This window comes from Bacteroidia bacterium (assembly GCA_023228875.1).
Classification (GTDB): Bacteria; Bacteroidota; Bacteroidia; order NS11-12g; family UBA955; genus JALOAG01.
Window position 1 is genome coordinate 123,107 of the sequence record JALOAG010000003.1, and the last position, 16,820, is coordinate 139,926.

Below are 16,820 nucleotides of genomic sequence, written 5' to 3' on the forward strand. Positions count from 1 at the left end.
GTAATGCGACAAAAGGTTACAATACAGTTTGATTTTTTTTTAATCAGCACAAAATGTGTTTACTTAGCATTCTTAATCAACGCTTCAAGAAAGTCAGATGTGATTGGGTTCTCTGTAATAGCTTCTAATCCTTCTTTGTGTTGCAGTTGTTCTGCAAGCTCTTTCATTGATTTTATGGCATATTTGAGCAAAGCAGGACCCAAACTCACTCTGGCAACTCCAATTTTTTGCAAAGTGTTAAACGAAGGAATACCTTGCAAAGTAAGAATGTTTACAGGCAATTTAACCGCTTCAACTGTTGTTTGAATGTCTTGTAATTTTTTCATTACGATTGGATATAAGCAGTCAGCACCGGCTTCTTTATATGATAGACCTCTTTCAATGGTTTCAGCAAGGATATCTTCGGCACTGCTTTCCTTGCGATAAATATATGTGTCAGTTCTTGCATTGATAAAAAAGTGAATGTCTCTCTCTTGAGCAGTTTCGCGTATGGTCTTTATTTTGGCTGCCTGTGTCTTGTAATCCAGCAAGCGGTGTGTTTTTTTATCGGAATCTTCGATGTTTATCCCAATAACACCGGCATCTATAAGCGTGTTGATGTGTTGGGAGAGTTGCTCGTTACTGTCGGAATAGCCACTTTCAAAATCTACAGAAACAGGAATGGATACTGCGTTTGCAATTTTGGTAACTTGGGAAAGGAAATCATCAAAAGTCATTTTTTCTCCATCCAAATGACCTTGTGTAAATGCCATTGAAGCACTTGCCGTTGCAATGGCTTTATATCCGATTTCTTGTAATAATAGTGCTCCTAAAGGCTCCCAAATATTTGGCAGAATGAGCAGTTCCCCTGAATGATGTAAGTCAAAAAAGAGTTTGGCTTTTTGCTGTTGATTTGCAAAATTTTTCATGTGAATAGTTGTCAATACTGATGACAAGTGCGAACAAAAATTCAACTAAAGTTTTGGCTTCTTAAATACCGGTACGGTTGAGCAAGGTTCACCAAACATGAGAGATTGAACATGAGGCAATAGCATATTGGTTATTTCAACATAAGCGGCTTCTGAAATTTTGATTTTGCTGCAACCTTTAATTACCAATTTTGCATTGTGATAATCTTGAGAGTTAATGTGTTTGTGCAAATTCTCAAGTAAGAGTATGGTTTCTAATGTATCTAAATTCCCAAAAACAACTTTTTTGGCAATCCCGTTTAATTTACTTGCAACGAGCATATATGCCCAAGTCGGCACGATTGCATCTGCTGTGCATGTTATTGCGACATATTTGTTTGCAAATTCTTGCCAATCATTTGTTTTGATATAGTCTCTAAACTCTTTTTCTTTCAGTATTAAGCCCATGTAGAGATTTTCCCTTAAGTCAATCAATACGCGCTCTCCGGCTGGATAGTATTGCTCTAAATCCAAAGTGATAATGCCACTTGCCTGAATTTTGTTTACGATTTCCATCAGTTGTGCAAAGGTATAGAATTTCTAACCTGTGTAGTTCAAACAGTTTTGGGTGAATAGGTTTTGAAAATTAAAAACACCCTAATATTACGCCAAAGGAAGTTGTAAAACAGACTCTTTCAATTACTTTTGGCAGGTTAAAAGACTATTACTAATCAATCACAAAATGAAACAAATTGCAACCATCTATCTAAGCATAGCCACGCTCTTTATGGCATGTGGCAGACCTGCACCGCACACCGGAGAAGCAACTGAAGTGGCAAAGAAAGAATGGAAAACCCATGAAAACTCAATTTACTCCATTCAATATCCCAAAGATTGGACTTTAGATGAAACGGGGAAGATGGGGGCAGTTTTTGTGTTATTCTCTCCTGAACTTTCCGATCCTACTCAATTTAGAGTAAATATCAACTTGATAACAGAAGATCTGAGCCAACGTAATATTGGTATTGATGAATACATGCAGCTATCAGAAGACGCGCTCAAAGAGTATATTGCAGATGTTAAAATCATAGAGAATAAAAGAATTTCCAGAGATAAAGGTGTATATCATAAACTGGTTTTCTCAGCGGTAAATCAAGGTGCAAAACTGAAATGGGAGCAGCATTTTCATTTGAAAAATCAGACAGCTTATGTGTTAACACTGACAAGCGATGAAGCCAATTTTGATAAATTTAAAGACGTAGGCGAAACAGTATTGCAATCTTTTGTATTAAAGGATTGAGGAGGGAAGGGAATCTTTTTGCTTATTTTGTAGAGTACAAATCTAGTGTGATGGATGCACAATGAATTTATTGTTAAATCAAAAACTTTCAGAGAGTTATAAAAGTAAAGCTCGAATAGCGAGAGTGCTTACTGAGCAGTGGGTCTTCAATAATGCATATTGTCCCGGTTGTGGAAATCCTACTTTAATTTAATATGGAAATAATAAACCCGTGGCTGATTTTTTCTGTAAACATTGTGCAGAACAGTTTGAATTATAGAGTAAGGGACGTAGCTTTGGAAAATTAATTGCTGATGGTGCTTATTCCACTATGATTGAACAGATTACTGCAGATAATAATCCGAATTTTTTCTTTCTTACTTATTCAAGAGATTGGGTGATGAATGATTTTTTTTAATCCCAAAACAGTTTTGTACCCCCGAAATGAATATCAAAAGACCGCCCCTGCCAAAGACTGCAAGAAGAGCAGGTTGGGTTAGTTGTAATATTGATATTTCTAAAGTCTCGGAAGCGGAGAAGGTGCTCATAGTAAGAAAATCAAAAATTATCAATCGTGAAATAGTAAAAGAAACATTTAATAAAACTTTATTTCTCAGGTCATCAAGTAAAGAAGCAAAAGGCTGTATTTTGGATATATTGGCGTGTGTTGATGCAATTAAAAAGGAGACATTTACTCTTGATGAAGTATATAAATTTGAGGAAGATTTAAAGAAAAAATATCACAACAATAACTTTATTAAAGATAAAATCAGACAGCAACTTCAAGTTCTCAGAGATAAAGGAATCATTGAGTTTGTTAGTCGTTGACAATATAAAAAAATAGAATATGGAAATGTTTAAAATTGAAGTACAGGAGTTTTTATCAAGAATAATTGAAGTGGAAGCTGAAACAAAAGATGAAGCGATTTCAAAGGTGCTTCAATTGTATAGGGATGAAGAAATTGTTTTAGATTTATATGATTATGTGTTGACGGAAATTGACGAGTATATTGATTAAATTTTACATTGCATTAGCATTTTTCTACATTTATTCTGCTGTCTTATCGCTAAAATAATTATAAGACTGTGCTGGCTTTAGAGAATGTTTTGGGCAACAATTATGCAATCCCAAATCCCTTATTTTTGCCGCATCGAACTTTATCTGCAATACAGTTACTGGTGGTTAGTTGTAATTCTTATGATAACAGGAGTGGCAACTTGGTGGCTCTATCCAAAAGCGAAAGGAAATTCTAAAACAGATATTCTGTTTTGTTGGATTAAGCGAGTATGCAGATTTGGCGGGCTTTTTCTTTTGTTGTTATTGCTGCTTTCACCTGTGTTAAAGTTTTTGAGTCATGAGCAAGAAAAACCCTTGCTATTATTTTACTTGGACGATTCCCATAGTATAAAGGCAGTGGATTCGGTAGCAGCAACACAATTTCATCAGCAATGGGAGCAGTTTGCAGACCACATGCAAGGCGACTTTGATGTGCGAAAATTCTACTTTACGAGCGAAGTAAAAGATAGTTTTTCGGGATTTAATGGCAGAAAAACCCGCATGGAAGCTCCGACTGAGTACACACGGTCTGCATTTAAAAGAAAAAATACAGGGGCAATGATTGTGGCATCTGACGGTATTCTGAACGCAGGGATTAATCCTGTATATGCTCCTTTAGGTGATGATATTGCTGTGTTTACGGTGGGGTTGGGTGATTCAACACAGAAGAGAGATGTGTTGGTGAAAGAAGTGAATCACAATAGCTTGGTTTTTCTCAATAATGCTTTTACGGTTGTTGCCCATATTCAGGCTTTTGGATTTGAAGGAAAATCGGTCAAAGTAAGTCTTTTGCATGGAGGGAATGAAATACAATCATCAAATCTTACTTTCAGCTCATCTAATGATTATAAAACCATTGAATTTGTTGCTAATGCTGATAAACCGGGCTATCAGCGATATGCAGTTCAAGTGAGCGCTTTAGAAGAAGAACAAACCTTGACGAATAACCAAAAAGACTTTTTTGTTGAAGTCATAGACGGGAGAGAAAAAATTCTTTTGTTGTATCAATCGCCACATCCTGATGTGAATGCAATGGCGAGTGCATTGGCGGGTAATAAGAACTTTGAAGTCAAAACAATGTTTGCACAAGATGCGGAAGAAGCAGATTTGAAGGATGTGAGTTTGGTGATAGGCAATCAATTTCCATCGCGAAACAACAAGGATGCAAAATTGATGACGTTGATTCGTAATAAAAAAATTGCGTTTTGGGGTGTAATTGGAGGGCAAAGTCCGGTGGATCAACTATCTGTAGTATTGCCGGAACTCAGTATTGTGCGCAGGGGAAACTCTTGGAACGAAGCACAGTTAAGCATTAATTCTCATTTTAATGCTTTTTCTTTTTCTGAAAAACTATTGGAGCAACTACCGGATTGGTCTCCACTCTTTGCACCTTTTGGACAATATCGCAGTAAGTCAAATATGGAAGTGCTTGGGTATCAAGCCATCAGTAAGATTGCAACGGAATACCCCTTAATTGCTTTTACTGAAAATGACGGAGTAAAATCTGCATGGACGTTTGGAGAAGGTGTTTGGCGTTGGCGCATCAATGATTATGCGAGAAACAACAGCCCGGAATTGTTTGATGAATTATTCAATAAGATTGCTCGTTTCTTGATGATTAAAGAAGATAAACGAAGGTTTAGAGTGTATCCTATAAAGAATGAATTTGAGGAAGACGAGTCTGTGCGTTTTCAAGGGGAACTTTTTAATCAAAACTTTGAACCCATACAAGATGCTGAGATTGTGGTATCGTTGACAAATGAGGCAGGTAAAGATTTTACGTTCAGAATGAGCAATGCCGGTGCAAATGCCGGATATGATTTGGATGCAGGTAACTTTGAGGTAGGTTATTATAAATACAGTGCATCTGTAACAGGAAGGACGGAGTTTGAGAAAGTGAAAGGAGGTTTTTTAATCAAACCATTGCAAATCGAGCTTACACAATTACGTGCTGATTTTGGGCTTTTAAGAGAATGGGCAGCAAAGTCAGATGGTGCATTTTTTAATCGAGACCAATGGGATGAATTAGAAAAAGCCATCCGAAATGACCCTCGAATCAAACCGTTGATAAAAACAAAAACTAAAATTGAAGAACTGATAAAAATTGAAAATCTGCTCTTGATCATTGCCTTGCTTTTTGGTTTAGAATGGTTTATGAGAAAATGGGAAGGCGCATACTGAGCACAATTGAAGCAATTTTGGAGTCTGAAAATAATCTTGCAGGTTTTTTAATTTCATGCAAATTTGTAGCCCTATGAATTTATTTCGCAACGGAAGGGTAACAAAGGCGATGTTACTCTTTTCTTCTCTTGCATTGTCTTCAACGCTTTTTGGACAATCTGACACTTCCTCACAGCTTATTGATGACGTTATTATTCAAAGTGAAAGGATTCAAATTCCTTTTAATAAACAAAACCGCGACATTGTGATTTTGGATGCAAAAACGATTCAAACTTTGCCGGTGCAGTCACTTGATGAGATTCTGGGTTATATCTCAGGATTAGACATAAGACAACGTGGTCCTTGGGGTGGTCAAGCTGATGTGAGTGTAAACGGAGGAACATTTGACCAAACCTTGATTTTGCTCAATGGGGTTAAAGTCATTGATCCGCAGACTGGACACAACATGATGAACTTGCCAATCAGTCCTGATGCAATTGATAGAATTGAGATTATGCGAGGTTCTGCTGCAAGTGCATACGGAATTAATGCAATCAGTGGAGTAATTAATATTGTTACAAAGAAACCCAATGCAAGCAATGTATGGGTTAATGTAGGTTCCGGTTCTTCATTTGAGTCAGATACCTCTAATAGCATGCTGTATAGCGGTACTAACATAGGGGTGTCGGCAAGTTTTAATCATAAAAAAGTAAATCAATTTTTGTCTTTATATTCTCAAAATAGTTCAGGATATCGCTACAATACTGCGATGTCTAATCAGAAATTATTTTATCAAAATGAATTTGGATTGGGTGGAGAGAGTAAAATACAAATGATGGGCGGTTTTGTTTATAATGACTTTGGTGCTAATGCCTTTTATGCTGCACCGGGTGATATTGAATCGAAAGAGACTGTGCAGACAGGAATTGCTGCGGTCAAAGGAGAGTTTAAGCTAAGTCCGCATTGGAAAATGCGTCCAATGTTGAGCTATCGCTATGGGTTTGATGATTATTTATATACTCGCAAAAACCCTTCACTATATCGCAATCAACATTTTACACATGTAGTTGAAGGAGCTATTCATAATACATTGAAAAATCGTGTTGGAGTTTTTGGTATAGGAACTGAATATCGCTTGGAAACCATCAATAGCAACAGTCTTGGAAAAAGGAAAAGAGATAATGTTGGAGTATTTGTTAATTATAACTTTTCAAAAATTGAAAAACTTACTGCCAATGTTGGCGCATATCTTAACTACAGTGATTTTTTTGGATTGAAACTGTTGCCCTCTTTAGATGCAGGTTATCAACTCAATTCCCAATGGCGCATTTTTGCCAATATAGGCACAGGTACTCGTCTTCCCACCTATACTGACTGGTATTATAGGGGACCTCAGAACATTGGTAATAGCAATTTGATGCCAGAGAATGCAGTTCATTCAGAATTAGGGGTGAGATATAATAACAAAAGAAATTTCCAATCCTCAGTTATCGGTTTCTATCATGAAACAAATGATTTTATAGATTGGGTCAAAGACAGTATAGCGGCACCTTGGCAACCGGAGAATTTTCAAACAATCAGGATGCCCGGAGTAACAGTGAATGCTGACTATATTTTGTTTGTCAATGCAACAAAGAATACAGACAAGATTCAATTCGGATTGTCATATACCCGTTTAGAACCAACAATTGTAATTTTACAAGGCAATGAGAATCTGATTTCGCGTTATGCATTAGAAAACTTGACAGATCAACTTGTGATTCGTATGCAGTATAAGATGAAAGAAAAGTATTCAGTGATGGTTGCCGGAAGGTATGAACAAAGAGTACGTACTAAAGATTATGTGTTATTAGACGCCAAATTTGATGCAAGTTTTGGGAAAGTTAAAGCATATCTCAGTCTGAATAATCTACTCAATGTAACTTATATTGAAGCGGGAGCAGTGCCTTTGCCAGGCAGATGGGCTGTTGTGGGTGTGCAATGGCAATTGAATAGGTAATGCAGTGTTTTTATGGAAACAATCTGCTTTTAACCCATATCCCATCTTTTAAGTCATAGCAAATACGGTCGTGCAAGCGATTGCTTCTGCCTTGCCAAAACTCAAAATGAAATGGAATAAGTCTGAAACCTCCCCAATGGTCAGGGCGCTTTATTTCACTTGGATTTTCTTTGTTTAATTTCTCAAATATTTCTTCCAATTCAGCACGGTTTTTAAGTGTCTGACTTTGTGCTGAAGCAATGGCTCCTAATTGACTTTCGTAAGGTCGAGAATGAAAATATTCATCACTTTCAGCAGCACTCACTTGTTCAACCTTGCCTCTCACTCTGATTTGTCGAGCAATATCTAACCATAACAAGTTAATTGCTGCATAAGGATGTTGAATGAGTTCTTTGCCCTTGGATGAGTTGTAATTTGTATAAAACACAAAACCACTATCCACGCCCTTAAGCAATACTGTTCTTAGGTTAGGATGTCCGCTTTCATCAACAGTAGCTAAATTGATGGCGTTGGGTTCTAAAATATGACATGCTAAAGCATGCTGAAACCAGTTTTCAAACTGTTTAAATGGATTGCTGTCGGCATCTTTTTCGTCAAAGGGAGCCTGCATATAATTCTGTCTGAGGTTTTGAAGTGTTTCTTTGTCCAACATTCCTACAAAAGTAGTACAGAACAGCCTATTTTTGCACTTGATTTTGGAGGATGGAAAAGAATTCTAATACAACAGTTGTAGTAGGACTTTCGGGAGGTGTTGATTCCTCTGTGGCGGCATTGTTGCTCAAGGAACAGGGGTACAATGTGATTGGTATTTTTATGAGAAATTGGAACGATTCCTCTGTGTTGATTGATGATGAGTGTCCTTGGGTCGAGGACAGTAATGATGCAATGTTGGTAGCAGATAAGCTGGATATCCCTTTCCAGACTCTTGATTTGAGTGAACAATATAAAGAACGCATAGTCGATTATATGTTTGCAGAATATGAAGCAGGTAGGACTCCCAATCCTGATGTTTTATGCAACCGTGAGATTAAGTTTGATGTGTTTTTGGAAGCAGCGATAAAGTTAGGGGCGGACTATGTTGCTACCGGACATTATTGCCAAAAGCAAGAGCAAATTGTTGATGGAAAGACAGTGTATTCGCTTATTGCCGGAGCAGATGCCAATAAAGACCAGAGTTATTTTCTTAGCCAAATCTCACAAGAACAGCTTGCAAAAATTCTCTTTCCTATAGGTCATTTGCAAAAGTCCCAAGTGCGGGAACTTGCTCATCAAGCAGACTTGGTAACAGCAGAGAAGAAGGATTCGCAAGGGCTTTGTTTTATTGGAAAAGTGAGTCTGCCTGATTTCCTTCAAAGAAGATTGGCTGTCAAGAAAGGGTTGGTCGTAGAGATTTCACCCGATTCGCCAGCGTTTCAAAGACGTTTGAATGAAAAACCTTCTGATGAACATTCTGAGGAGTTTTTAGAATGGCTCTGTCAGCGTTGGCATTTTGTGAAAGAAGATGGAAAAGTTATCGGTGAGCAAAATGGCGCTCACTTTTATACAATAGGACAAAGAAGAGGACTGAATATTGGGGGGAAAGCGTTGCCATTGTTTGTATTAGCTACAGATGTAATTGAAAACGTGATTTATGTTGGACAAGGTGAGAATCATCCAGGACTTGCGGGCAAAGGGTTGTTTATGCAAGCCAAAGATGTTTCTTTTATTCGTGAGGATTTAGCTCCTGCATTGGGACAGGCTCTCGCTGTAAGGACACGTATTCGCTATAGGCAACCATTATTTGATGCTGCATTGGTTAGAAAGCCTAATGGTTATTATCTTGTATTTGACCACGAACATAATGCAGTAGCCCCGGGTCAGTTTGCTGCATTTTATCTTGAAAATGAATTAATAGGCAGTGGTGCGATTGCTCCATAGTGAGCGTGATCTGACATTTTTTTGTATGTTTGTCAACATGAAAAGACTTGCTCTGCTTTTTTGCATCTTACTTGGGATAGGCACAATTACACAAGCGCAGACAGTACCGGATTCAGTCAGATATTTTAGAATTAACAAAACACAAAGGGATACTTTACCTGATTTAAGTAACGAAATCAATATAAAGGTTAATTTGTTGCATTTGCCTTTTGGAGCAGGTGTTCCTTCTATTCATGCTGAATTCAAAAAGACAAAACACCTTTCCATAAACCTATCTATTTTTTATATATCTGTATTTGATGTATTTACTTTAACGAATTCAAGGTCTTTTGGTAGCAATGTTGTCGGACGTTATTATTTTGGAAAATTGAAACCTGTCAGTGGTTTTTATTTAGGCTTGGGAGCCTCTGCATTTATGGTCAATAGGGATGCGAATGCTACGAAGTCAAATTCAATATATCTGGGACCAAGAGCGGAGTTAGGATATAAAATCAGTCCGCAGCGCTGGGTTTTTGATTTTGGTTTAGGAACAAACTATTATTTCGAGGGTGGATTTCCTACCATGATGATAGGGGTGGGGTATAAAATTAGAAAATGATACATTAGTAAAATGAATGTTTCTAACTTTGCATTCAAAATAAGCAGCACATTGAAAAATGAAGTAAAATTGCTGCATCAATAGCAAGATATAATATGGAAATAAGAGTTCATAAAGAAAATGGTTTTGAATATGTGGAAGAAGGGGAAGGAGAAGTGTTGTTGTTATTGCATGGACTGTTTGGGGCACTTAGTAACTGGCAGCATGTGCTAGATAAATTCGCTGATAGATACAAAGTAGTTATACCCTTGATGCCAATTTTTACTATGCCACTCATGAAATTAGGTGTAAAAGGCTTGTCAGATTTTATCTATTCGTTTGTTCAATACAAGGGATATGATAAAGTAACCTTGTTGGGGAACTCTTTGGGTGGTCATGTTGGGCTTGTATTTGCGACTACACACCAAGACAAAGTCAAAGCGATGATGCTCACCGGTTCTTCAGGATTATATGAAAATGCTTTTGGCGGTTCTTACCCAAAAAGAGGCGATAGAGAGTATATTAGAAAAAAAGTAGAAGTTACTTTTTATGACCCTGCAACTACTACAGAAGAGTTGGTTGACGAGGTGTTAGCTATCACCAGCGATAGGAATATGGTGCTAAGGATTCTTACTATGGCAAAAAGTGCCATTAGACACAATATGCGTAAAGAAATTCCCTCTATCAAGGTTCCGGTTTGTTTAATCTGGGGTAAGCAAGATATTGTAACTCCGCCCCATGTAGCAGAAGAGTTTAGTCAATTGTTGCCTGACAATGAATTGCATTGGATTGATAAATGCGGTCATGCTGCCATGATGGAGCGTCCACATGAGTTTAATGAAATCTTAGACCGCTTTTTAACAAGGGTCTTACCTACAAAATAATAGTATGATTTCCTCTCAACTTCTCAATCCAAATTTATTTCCCTTACAAGCCAGTATGGGAGTGTTGGAGGCAGAGATGTTGTTTGAACAAGCCCAGGTGTTTTATCTCCCCGTTTTGTCACCTGAAAAACAAGTGTTGGGCTTGTTGTGTCTTGATCGTATGTTGGAGTTGAAGGCGGCTAATCAACATGATTTACAGGCTGTATTAGATAAACTGATTACTACAACGATACTACCTGATTCTTGTCATTATTTTGAAATTATTAATTTACTGAACCGATCGGAATCTGATGTGCTCCCTGTTGTGAATGAGCAAGGTCAGTATGTTGGTTGTGTTTCGCTGCATGAAATTATTCGCCAAGCTGCAAACCTACTTTCGGTGGAATATCCTGGAGCAATTGTAGTGGTTGAAACAGATGTTAAAAATTACAGTCTGGCAGACATAGTCAGATTGATTGAAGGCAATGATTGCAAGGTGTTGGGAATAGAGATAGTTGAAGTGCCGCGTTCGAGTAAAATTCATGTACATATCAAACTGAATACGGGTGTGCTCAGGTCTTTACTTGCAAGTTTTGAACGGTTTGGATATACTGTTTATGCACACTTTATGCGCCAAGATATTGCTGATGATACAGATGACAAATATCGTCAGTTAATGAATTACCTTGACTTGGATTGATTGCGGCTTGCCGGTACAAAAAGTGCTACTCTAAGAAAAAAACAATTGTGCTTACTACTCTTGCTTTTTGAAGATAAGGCTCTTGTGGTATAGAACTTTCTTCCTCATCATAGTAGTAATAATTGCCTGCAATGGTGATTTGTCCTTGAGAAGCAGTTTTAATCTTGCCTAATTTTGCTTTTGAATCATTGGCAAATTGCTCACCTGCGATACGCGCATTTTTGGTACTTTCAGCTATGAGTTTTGGTTTTATTGTATTGAGCTCAGGGAAAATATAATTAGCAGAAATGTTGGAGGTAAGGTCTTTGTTAATTAGGTCCATTTTGATTTGAGCAAGTTGTTCTTCTGTTTTTTTGATTTCTATGGATTTGATGTAAATATATTGCCAAACAGTATAACGGTCAATTTTTACATCGACTTGTTTTCCGTTAACCCATGATTTCTCATAGTATCTTTGACGGTCTGTAACATCCTTTTGTCCAATGGTAATCAATGAATCATGAATGCCAAACTCTTTGAGATAAGCCAACACTGCATTCTTTTTATCTTCGCTCGTTCTCAAAATTTCTTGCACATTATCTCCATTCATTGAAAAACTTACATTGATGGTGGCGGATGTAGCTTCCATATTCATTTCTGCGAGTCCTTTCACGGTTACAACGCGGTCTTTATCACTAAAAGTTTTTAGTCCTCTATAAATAAAGACTCCCAAAAGTACGAGCCCTAAAAAGAGGGATATTCCCATGAAGATTGATACTGCTCCTGATTTTCGTGCCATAGTTTATTAATTATTTTGATGAAACGTCTTTGCTTAGTTTTTATTCTGCAAGACTATTCAAAAGTAGCGAAATTTTGATTGCTTTTATTGAAACATTATTGGTTATTTTATATTAGAGGTGATGTTGAATTACTTGTCAATTTTAATATTAATGCTAATAAAAAAGCCAATTTCTCTCTAAGAGAAATTGGCTTCTACTACGAAAAATATTTAGTTATCCCTTTTTGGGTGGTTTGGCAATAGACTCTCTCATGTCAGTGTCCGCCATAATGTTTTTCATTTTATAATAATCCATTATGCCTAAATTGCCATTTCTGAAAGCTTCTGCCATAGCTTTTGGGACTTCGGCTTCTGCCTGAATAACGTTAGCACGTGCCTCCTGTGCTTTTGCTCTCATCTCTTGTTCACTTGCAACCGCCATTGCTCTTCTTTCTTCAGCTTTTGCTTGAGCAATGTTTTTATCAGCTTCTGCTTGGTCAATTTGGAGTTTAGCACCTATGTTTTCACCAATATTAATATCGGCAATGTCAATAGAAAGAATTTCAAATGCAGTACCGGCATCTAAACCTTTTGCTAATACAGTTTTAGAGATTCTATCAGGCTGCGCAAGCACTTCTTTGTGTGAGTTTGATGAACCGATTGTGGTTACAATCCCTTCACCAACACGGGCAAGTACAGTTTCTTCACCCGCACCTCCAACCAATTGGCGTATATTTGCTCGTACAGTAACTCTTGCAGTTGCAATCAACTGGATACCATCTTTTGCTACAGCCACGACCGGAGGAGTTGTAATTACTTTTGGGTTTACAGACATTTGAACTGCTTCAAACACATCTCTACCTGCAAGGTCAATAGCGGTTGCAGAATTAAAGTCTAGAGGGATATTTGCTTTGTCAGCTGAAATCAATGCATTCACTACATTGATGACATTACCGCCTGCAAGATAGTGAGCTTCTAATTGGTCGCGAGTAAGTTTAATACCGGCTTTTGTTGAATTGATTAAGGCTTTCACAATAATTGATGGTGGAACTTTTCGCCATCTCATAAAAATCAGTTGAATTAATGAGATTCTTACACCGGATAACAGTGCAGAGAACCACATTCCAATTGGTACAAAATAGAAGAATACCAAGAAGGCGATTATCATTCCGATAAAGCCGCCCATGTAAATTAGTGGGTTAAATGTGTCCATTTTATTTTAGTTAAGTTTAAATTTTGTTTACGTAAATTTTGCCTTGAGATAATTCAATGATTTGTATATCACAGCTTTGTTCTATCATTTCTCCTCGTGTGGATACTTCTGTTATAATATCTCCAAATCTGGCAGTACCCATTGGGCGTAGTGTGCTTAATGTGCGCCCTTGCATACCGATTTCAGGAATGAAACCTTCGATTTCATTTGATTTGCTTGTGATGTTTGTGTGAACAGTAACCTTTTGCCATAAATTGGTTTTTACTCCCCAAATTACCATCAGTATGAGCAGAGCAGCCATGCCGACAGTGCTCCAATTCCCGATAGTTGTACCATAAAGTTCATATACTTGCCAAATTGCAGCAATCCAACACAGTACACCAATAATGCCAATGACAAGTCCAGGAGTGATAAACAACTCCATTAAAACAAGTAATAAACCTAATCCAAGAAGAAATACTATCCAGCCCATTTTGCTTAAAATCGAGGGGTAAAATTAAAATAAAAATTGCTTTGATTTACAAATACGTTCACAATTCTTGTTTTTGGCTATTTTCGCGGCACTGACAAAACATGAGCAATAGTTTACAAGATATCAATTATAAACACGAAGAGATAGAAGCCAAGTGGCAACGTTATTGGGCTGCTAACAAAAGTTTTCGAGTAGTCAATTCTCCGACTGATTCGAAAAAATCATTTTATGTGTTGGATATGTTTCCTTATCCGAGTGGGGCTGGATTACATGTGGGACATCCTTTGGGGTATATTGCTTCTGATATAGTAGCACGGTATAAACGTCATTGTGGCTTTGCAGTTTTGCATCCGATGGGATATGATTCTTTTGGATTACCTGCGGAACAATATGCAATTCAAACAGGACAGCATCCCGCTAAGACAACCGAGGAGAATATTGCAAGATATAGAGCCCAACTTGATAAAATTGGTTTTTCGTTTGATTGGGAAAGAGAGGTAAGGACTTCTGACCCTGAGTATTATAAATGGACACAATGGATTTTTTTACAGTTGTTTAATGCTTGGTATAACCCAATAAACAATAAAGCAGAAAATGTCAAAACGCTGATTGCTCATTTTGAAAGTAACGGTACAAAAGGTATTGAATGTGATAGAGTTGAATCATTTACAGCTTCTCAATGGGGTACTTTTTCTGAACAACAACAACTTGAGATATTGATGAATTTTCGTTTGGCTTATCTCAGCGATGCATTTGTAAATTGGTGTCCTGCATTGGGTACTGTATTGGCTAATGACGAAGTCAAAGATGGTTTGTCTGAGCGCGGAGGATTTCCGGTTGAACGAAAGAAGATGAAACAATGGAGTATGCGCATTACAGCATATTCCGAGCGTTTGTTGCAGGATTTGGATGGATTAGATTGGAATGAAAATATTAAAGAGATTCAACGTAATTGGATAGGGAAGAGTGAAGGTTGTAGTATTCGTTTTTCGACAGAAGAAGGAGCACAAATTGAAGTTTTTACCACTCGTCCTGACACCCTATTTGGTGTGTCTTATCTCACGCTTGCCCCTGAACATGAGTTAATACATAAAATTGTTAGTCCGGCTCAAAAAGAAAAGGTTGATCAGTATATTGCCTATACGAAAACGCGCAGCGAACGCGAGCGTCAGTCAGATGTTAAAAAAATAACAGGAGAGTTTACAGGAGCTTACGCCATACATCCATTTAGCGGTGAAAGAATACCAATATGGGTTGGAGAATATGTGTTAGCAGGTTATGGAACCGGAGCCGTAATGGCAGTGCCGGCACATGATGAAAGGGATTTTGCTTTTGCAAAATATTTTCATTTACCTATCAAGCAAGTCATAACAACACCACAAAGCTGGGATATCTTGAAAGAACCCTGGTGTGAAAAACAAGGGCAAGCAATCAATTCCGATTTTTTGAATGGATTAGATGTCAACGAAGCTATCCAAACAATGATTGAAAACGTTGTTAAGAAAGGTCTTGGGGAAGGAAAAACGAATTATAGGTTAAGGGATGCAGCCTTTGGCAGACAGCGATATTGGGGGGAACCTATCCCTGTTTATTTTAAAGATGGAATGTCTTATCCGATAGCGGATGAGCATTTGCCTTTGATACTCCCGGAGATTGATTCTTTTTTGCCGACTGAAAACGGAGAGCCTCCATTGGGACGTGCAACCCGTTGGAATTATAATCCGCAAAGAGGAGTTGTTGCAAATGGTGAAGGTTATCCGATAGAACTCACAACTATGCCGGGATGGGCTGGAAGTTCTTGGTATTTTTTCCGGTATATGGATGCACAAAATAAGACTGAGTTTGCTAGTACAGATGCACTCTCTCGTTGGAAACAAGTGGACTTTTATGTGGGAGGAGCAGAGCATGCAACCGGACATTTGCTGTATGCAAGATTCTGGACGAAATTCCTTTTTGATATGAATTTTGTTCAGATTAAAGAGCCTTTTCAAAAAATGCTAAATCAGGGAATGATTTTGGGCGAAAGTGCATTTTGCTTTAGGGTCGAAAATGAAAAGAAATTTGTTTCTAAAAATCAAGTGGGGAACTTGAAAGTGCGTTCTGTTCGTGTTGACTTGTCAGTTGTGAATGATTTGTTAAATGAATTGGATATAGAAAGAATGAGGCAACATCCTCTCTATCAGGAGTTTAAAGATTTTGAATTTTTGTGTGAACCTAATGGGAAGTTCATTGTTGAACGTGAAGTCGAGAAAATGTCAAAATCAAAATACAATGTGGTCAACCCGGATGACATTTGTAGAGAATATGGAGCAGATACATTGCGCTTGTATGAAATGTTTTTAGGCCCGATAGAGGATGCGAAGCCTTGGAGCACTAAGGGAATTGAAGGTGTTTATAAATTTCTGAAAAAGCTTTGGCGTTTATTCTACAACGAAAATGGAAGTTTTTATTTGAGTAATGAAAAGCCGTCTGAAAAGGAGTTGAAAACACTGCATAAAACAATAAAAAAGGTTTCGGGAGATATTGAGAGTCTGTCTTTTAACACTTCAGTGAGTGCTTTTATGATTTGTGTCAATGAGTTACAAGATCTTCAATGTAATAAACGCCAAATATTAGAGCCTTTGTTAATTCTGTTATCACCTTTTGCACCACATGTTACAGAGGAACTATGGGAGCAATGCGGACATGAGGGAGGAATATCAACGTGTCAATGGCCCGAATTTAAGGAAGAATACTTGACCGAAAGCAGTATAGCGTATCCTGTCTCAATCAATGGGAAAACCAGAGTGCAAATTACCTTGCCGGCAACAGCAAATCAAGAACAAGTACAAGAGGCAGTGTTGGCAAACGAGATTGTGATAAAGTGGATGGAAGGGAAGCCGGTGCGTAAGTTTATTTTTGTTCCGGGAAAAATTGTCAATGTGGTAATCTGATTCAGG

Annotated in this window: 15 protein-coding genes and 1 pseudogene; 10 read left to right on the forward strand and 6 right to left on the reverse strand. The window is 37.7% G+C overall.

Going from position 1 to position 16,820, the window contains the following annotated elements; genetic code table 11:
- Positions 1–59: 59 nt before the first annotated feature.
- The gene (locus tag M0R38_04930) at positions 60–908 is read right to left on the reverse strand and encodes an isocitrate lyase/phosphoenolpyruvate mutase family protein (protein ID MCK9481089.1); all 849 of its coding nucleotides are present in this window, start codon (positions 906–908) and stop codon (positions 60–62) included.
- A 45-nt stretch (positions 909–953) separates the two neighbouring features.
- Positions 954–1,463 carry a DUF2480 family protein gene (locus M0R38_04935; protein ID MCK9481090.1) on the reverse strand — a complete coding sequence of 170 codons (510 nt, stop codon included), beginning with the start codon at positions 1,461–1,463 and terminating at the stop codon, positions 954–956.
- Between the two features lie 166 nt (positions 1,464–1,629).
- On the opposite strand from M0R38_04935, the gene M0R38_04940 reads away from it, so the two are divergent.
- From M0R38_04940 to M0R38_04960, 5 genes and pseudogenes are all read left to right on the forward strand, one after another.
- Entirely contained in the window at positions 1,630–2,187 is a 558-nt protein-coding gene (locus tag M0R38_04940; GenBank protein MCK9481091.1) for a hypothetical protein, read from the forward strand.
- 61 nt (positions 2,188–2,248) lie between these two features.
- Positions 2,249–2,994 (forward strand): annotated as a pseudogene (locus tag M0R38_04945) (restriction endonuclease).
- 19 nt (positions 2,995–3,013) lie between these two features.
- Positions 3,014–3,184: a DpnD/PcfM family protein gene (locus tag M0R38_04950; GenBank protein ID MCK9481092.1), complete on the forward strand. Its 171-nt coding sequence runs from the start codon at positions 3,014–3,016 to the stop codon at positions 3,182–3,184.
- 102 nt (positions 3,185–3,286) lie between these two features.
- Positions 3,287–5,404, forward strand: a complete 2,118-nt coding sequence (locus tag M0R38_04955) for a hypothetical protein (protein MCK9481093.1) — start codon at positions 3,287–3,289, stop codon at positions 5,402–5,404.
- 73 nt (positions 5,405–5,477) lie between these two features.
- Complete coding sequence (locus M0R38_04960; protein ID MCK9481094.1) at positions 5,478–7,382, forward strand: TonB-dependent receptor; 1,905 nt, start codon at positions 5,478–5,480, stop codon at positions 7,380–7,382.
- A gap of 10 nt (positions 7,383–7,392) precedes the next feature.
- On the opposite strand, the gene pdxH is transcribed toward M0R38_04960, so the two are convergent.
- On the reverse strand, positions 7,393–8,034 hold the full coding sequence (pdxH, locus tag M0R38_04965) for a pyridoxamine 5'-phosphate oxidase (protein ID MCK9481095.1): 642 nt from the start codon (positions 8,032–8,034) through the stop codon (positions 7,393–7,395).
- 50 nt (positions 8,035–8,084) lie between these two features.
- Here pdxH and mnmA point away from each other — a divergent pair, with 50 nt between their 5' ends.
- From mnmA to M0R38_04985, 4 genes are all read left to right on the forward strand, one after another.
- Positions 8,085–9,299, forward strand: a complete 1,215-nt coding sequence (mnmA, locus tag M0R38_04970) for a tRNA 2-thiouridine(34) synthase MnmA (protein MCK9481096.1) — start codon at positions 8,085–8,087, stop codon at positions 9,297–9,299.
- A gap of 37 nt (positions 9,300–9,336) precedes the next feature.
- A complete protein-coding gene (locus M0R38_04975; GenBank protein MCK9481097.1) occupies positions 9,337–9,897 on the forward strand; it encodes a DUF3575 domain-containing protein in 561 nt (186 codons plus the stop codon).
- 95 nt (positions 9,898–9,992) lie between these two features.
- A complete protein-coding gene (locus M0R38_04980; protein ID MCK9481098.1) occupies positions 9,993–10,760 on the forward strand; it encodes an alpha/beta hydrolase in 768 nt (255 codons plus the stop codon).
- A 4-nt stretch (positions 10,761–10,764) separates the two neighbouring features.
- On the forward strand, positions 10,765–11,439 hold the full coding sequence (locus tag M0R38_04985) for a CBS domain-containing protein (GenBank protein MCK9481099.1): 675 nt from the start codon (positions 10,765–10,767) through the stop codon (positions 11,437–11,439).
- Positions 11,440–11,464: 25 nt separating this feature from the next.
- On the opposite strand, the gene M0R38_04990 is transcribed toward M0R38_04985, so the two are convergent.
- From M0R38_04990 to M0R38_05000, 3 genes are all read right to left on the reverse strand, one after another.
- Positions 11,465–12,217: an SIMPL domain-containing protein gene (locus tag M0R38_04990; GenBank protein MCK9481100.1), complete on the reverse strand. Its 753-nt coding sequence runs from the start codon at positions 12,215–12,217 to the stop codon at positions 11,465–11,467.
- 214 nt (positions 12,218–12,431) lie between these two features.
- Positions 12,432–13,382: a flotillin-like protein FloA gene (gene floA / locus M0R38_04995; protein ID MCK9481101.1), complete on the reverse strand. Its 951-nt coding sequence runs from the start codon at positions 13,380–13,382 to the stop codon at positions 12,432–12,434.
- A 43-nt stretch (positions 13,383–13,425) separates the two neighbouring features.
- The gene (locus M0R38_05000; GenBank protein ID MCK9481102.1) at positions 13,426–13,881 is read right to left on the reverse strand and encodes a hypothetical protein; all 456 of its coding nucleotides are present in this window, start codon (positions 13,879–13,881) and stop codon (positions 13,426–13,428) included.
- A 122-nt stretch (positions 13,882–14,003) separates the two neighbouring features.
- Here M0R38_05000 and leuS point away from each other — a divergent pair, with 122 nt between their 5' ends.
- Positions 14,004–16,814 carry a leucine--tRNA ligase gene (gene leuS / locus M0R38_05005; GenBank protein ID MCK9481103.1) on the forward strand — a complete coding sequence of 937 codons (2,811 nt, stop codon included), beginning with the start codon at positions 14,004–14,006 and terminating at the stop codon, positions 16,812–16,814.
- Positions 16,815–16,820 lie beyond the last annotated feature (6 nt).

Coding starts and splice junctions, on each gene's coding strand:
- M0R38_04980 (MCK9481098.1), top strand. CDS start 9,993: ATGGAAATAAGAGTTCATAAAGAAAATGGTTTTGAATATGTGGAAGAA.
- M0R38_04940 (MCK9481091.1), top strand. CDS start 1,630: ATGAAACAAATTGCAACCATCTATCTAAGCATAGCCACGCTCTTTATG.
- M0R38_04955 (MCK9481093.1), top strand. CDS start 3,287: ATGCAATCCCAAATCCCTTATTTTTGCCGCATCGAACTTTATCTGCAA.
- M0R38_04930 (MCK9481089.1), bottom strand. CDS start 908: ATGAAAAATTTTGCAAATCAACAGCAAAAAGCCAAACTCTTTTTTGAC.
- floA (MCK9481101.1), bottom strand. CDS start 13,382: ATGGGCGGCTTTATCGGAATGATAATCGCCTTCTTGGTATTCTTCTAT.
- M0R38_04935 (MCK9481090.1), bottom strand. CDS start 1,463: ATGGAAATCGTAAACAAAATTCAGGCAAGTGGCATTATCACTTTGGAT.
- M0R38_04975 (MCK9481097.1), top strand. CDS start 9,337: ATGAAAAGACTTGCTCTGCTTTTTTGCATCTTACTTGGGATAGGCACA.
- M0R38_04985 (MCK9481099.1), top strand. CDS start 10,765: ATGATTTCCTCTCAACTTCTCAATCCAAATTTATTTCCCTTACAAGCC.
- mnmA (MCK9481096.1), top strand. CDS start 8,085: ATGGAAAAGAATTCTAATACAACAGTTGTAGTAGGACTTTCGGGAGGT.
- M0R38_05000 (MCK9481102.1), bottom strand. CDS start 13,881: ATGGGCTGGATAGTATTTCTTCTTGGATTAGGTTTATTACTTGTTTTA.
- pdxH (MCK9481095.1), bottom strand. CDS start 8,034: ATGTTGGACAAAGAAACACTTCAAAACCTCAGACAGAATTATATGCAG.
- M0R38_04950 (MCK9481092.1), top strand. CDS start 3,014: ATGGAAATGTTTAAAATTGAAGTACAGGAGTTTTTATCAAGAATAATT.
- M0R38_04960 (MCK9481094.1), top strand. CDS start 5,478: ATGAATTTATTTCGCAACGGAAGGGTAACAAAGGCGATGTTACTCTTT.
- M0R38_04990 (MCK9481100.1), bottom strand. CDS start 12,217: ATGGCACGAAAATCAGGAGCAGTATCAATCTTCATGGGAATATCCCTC.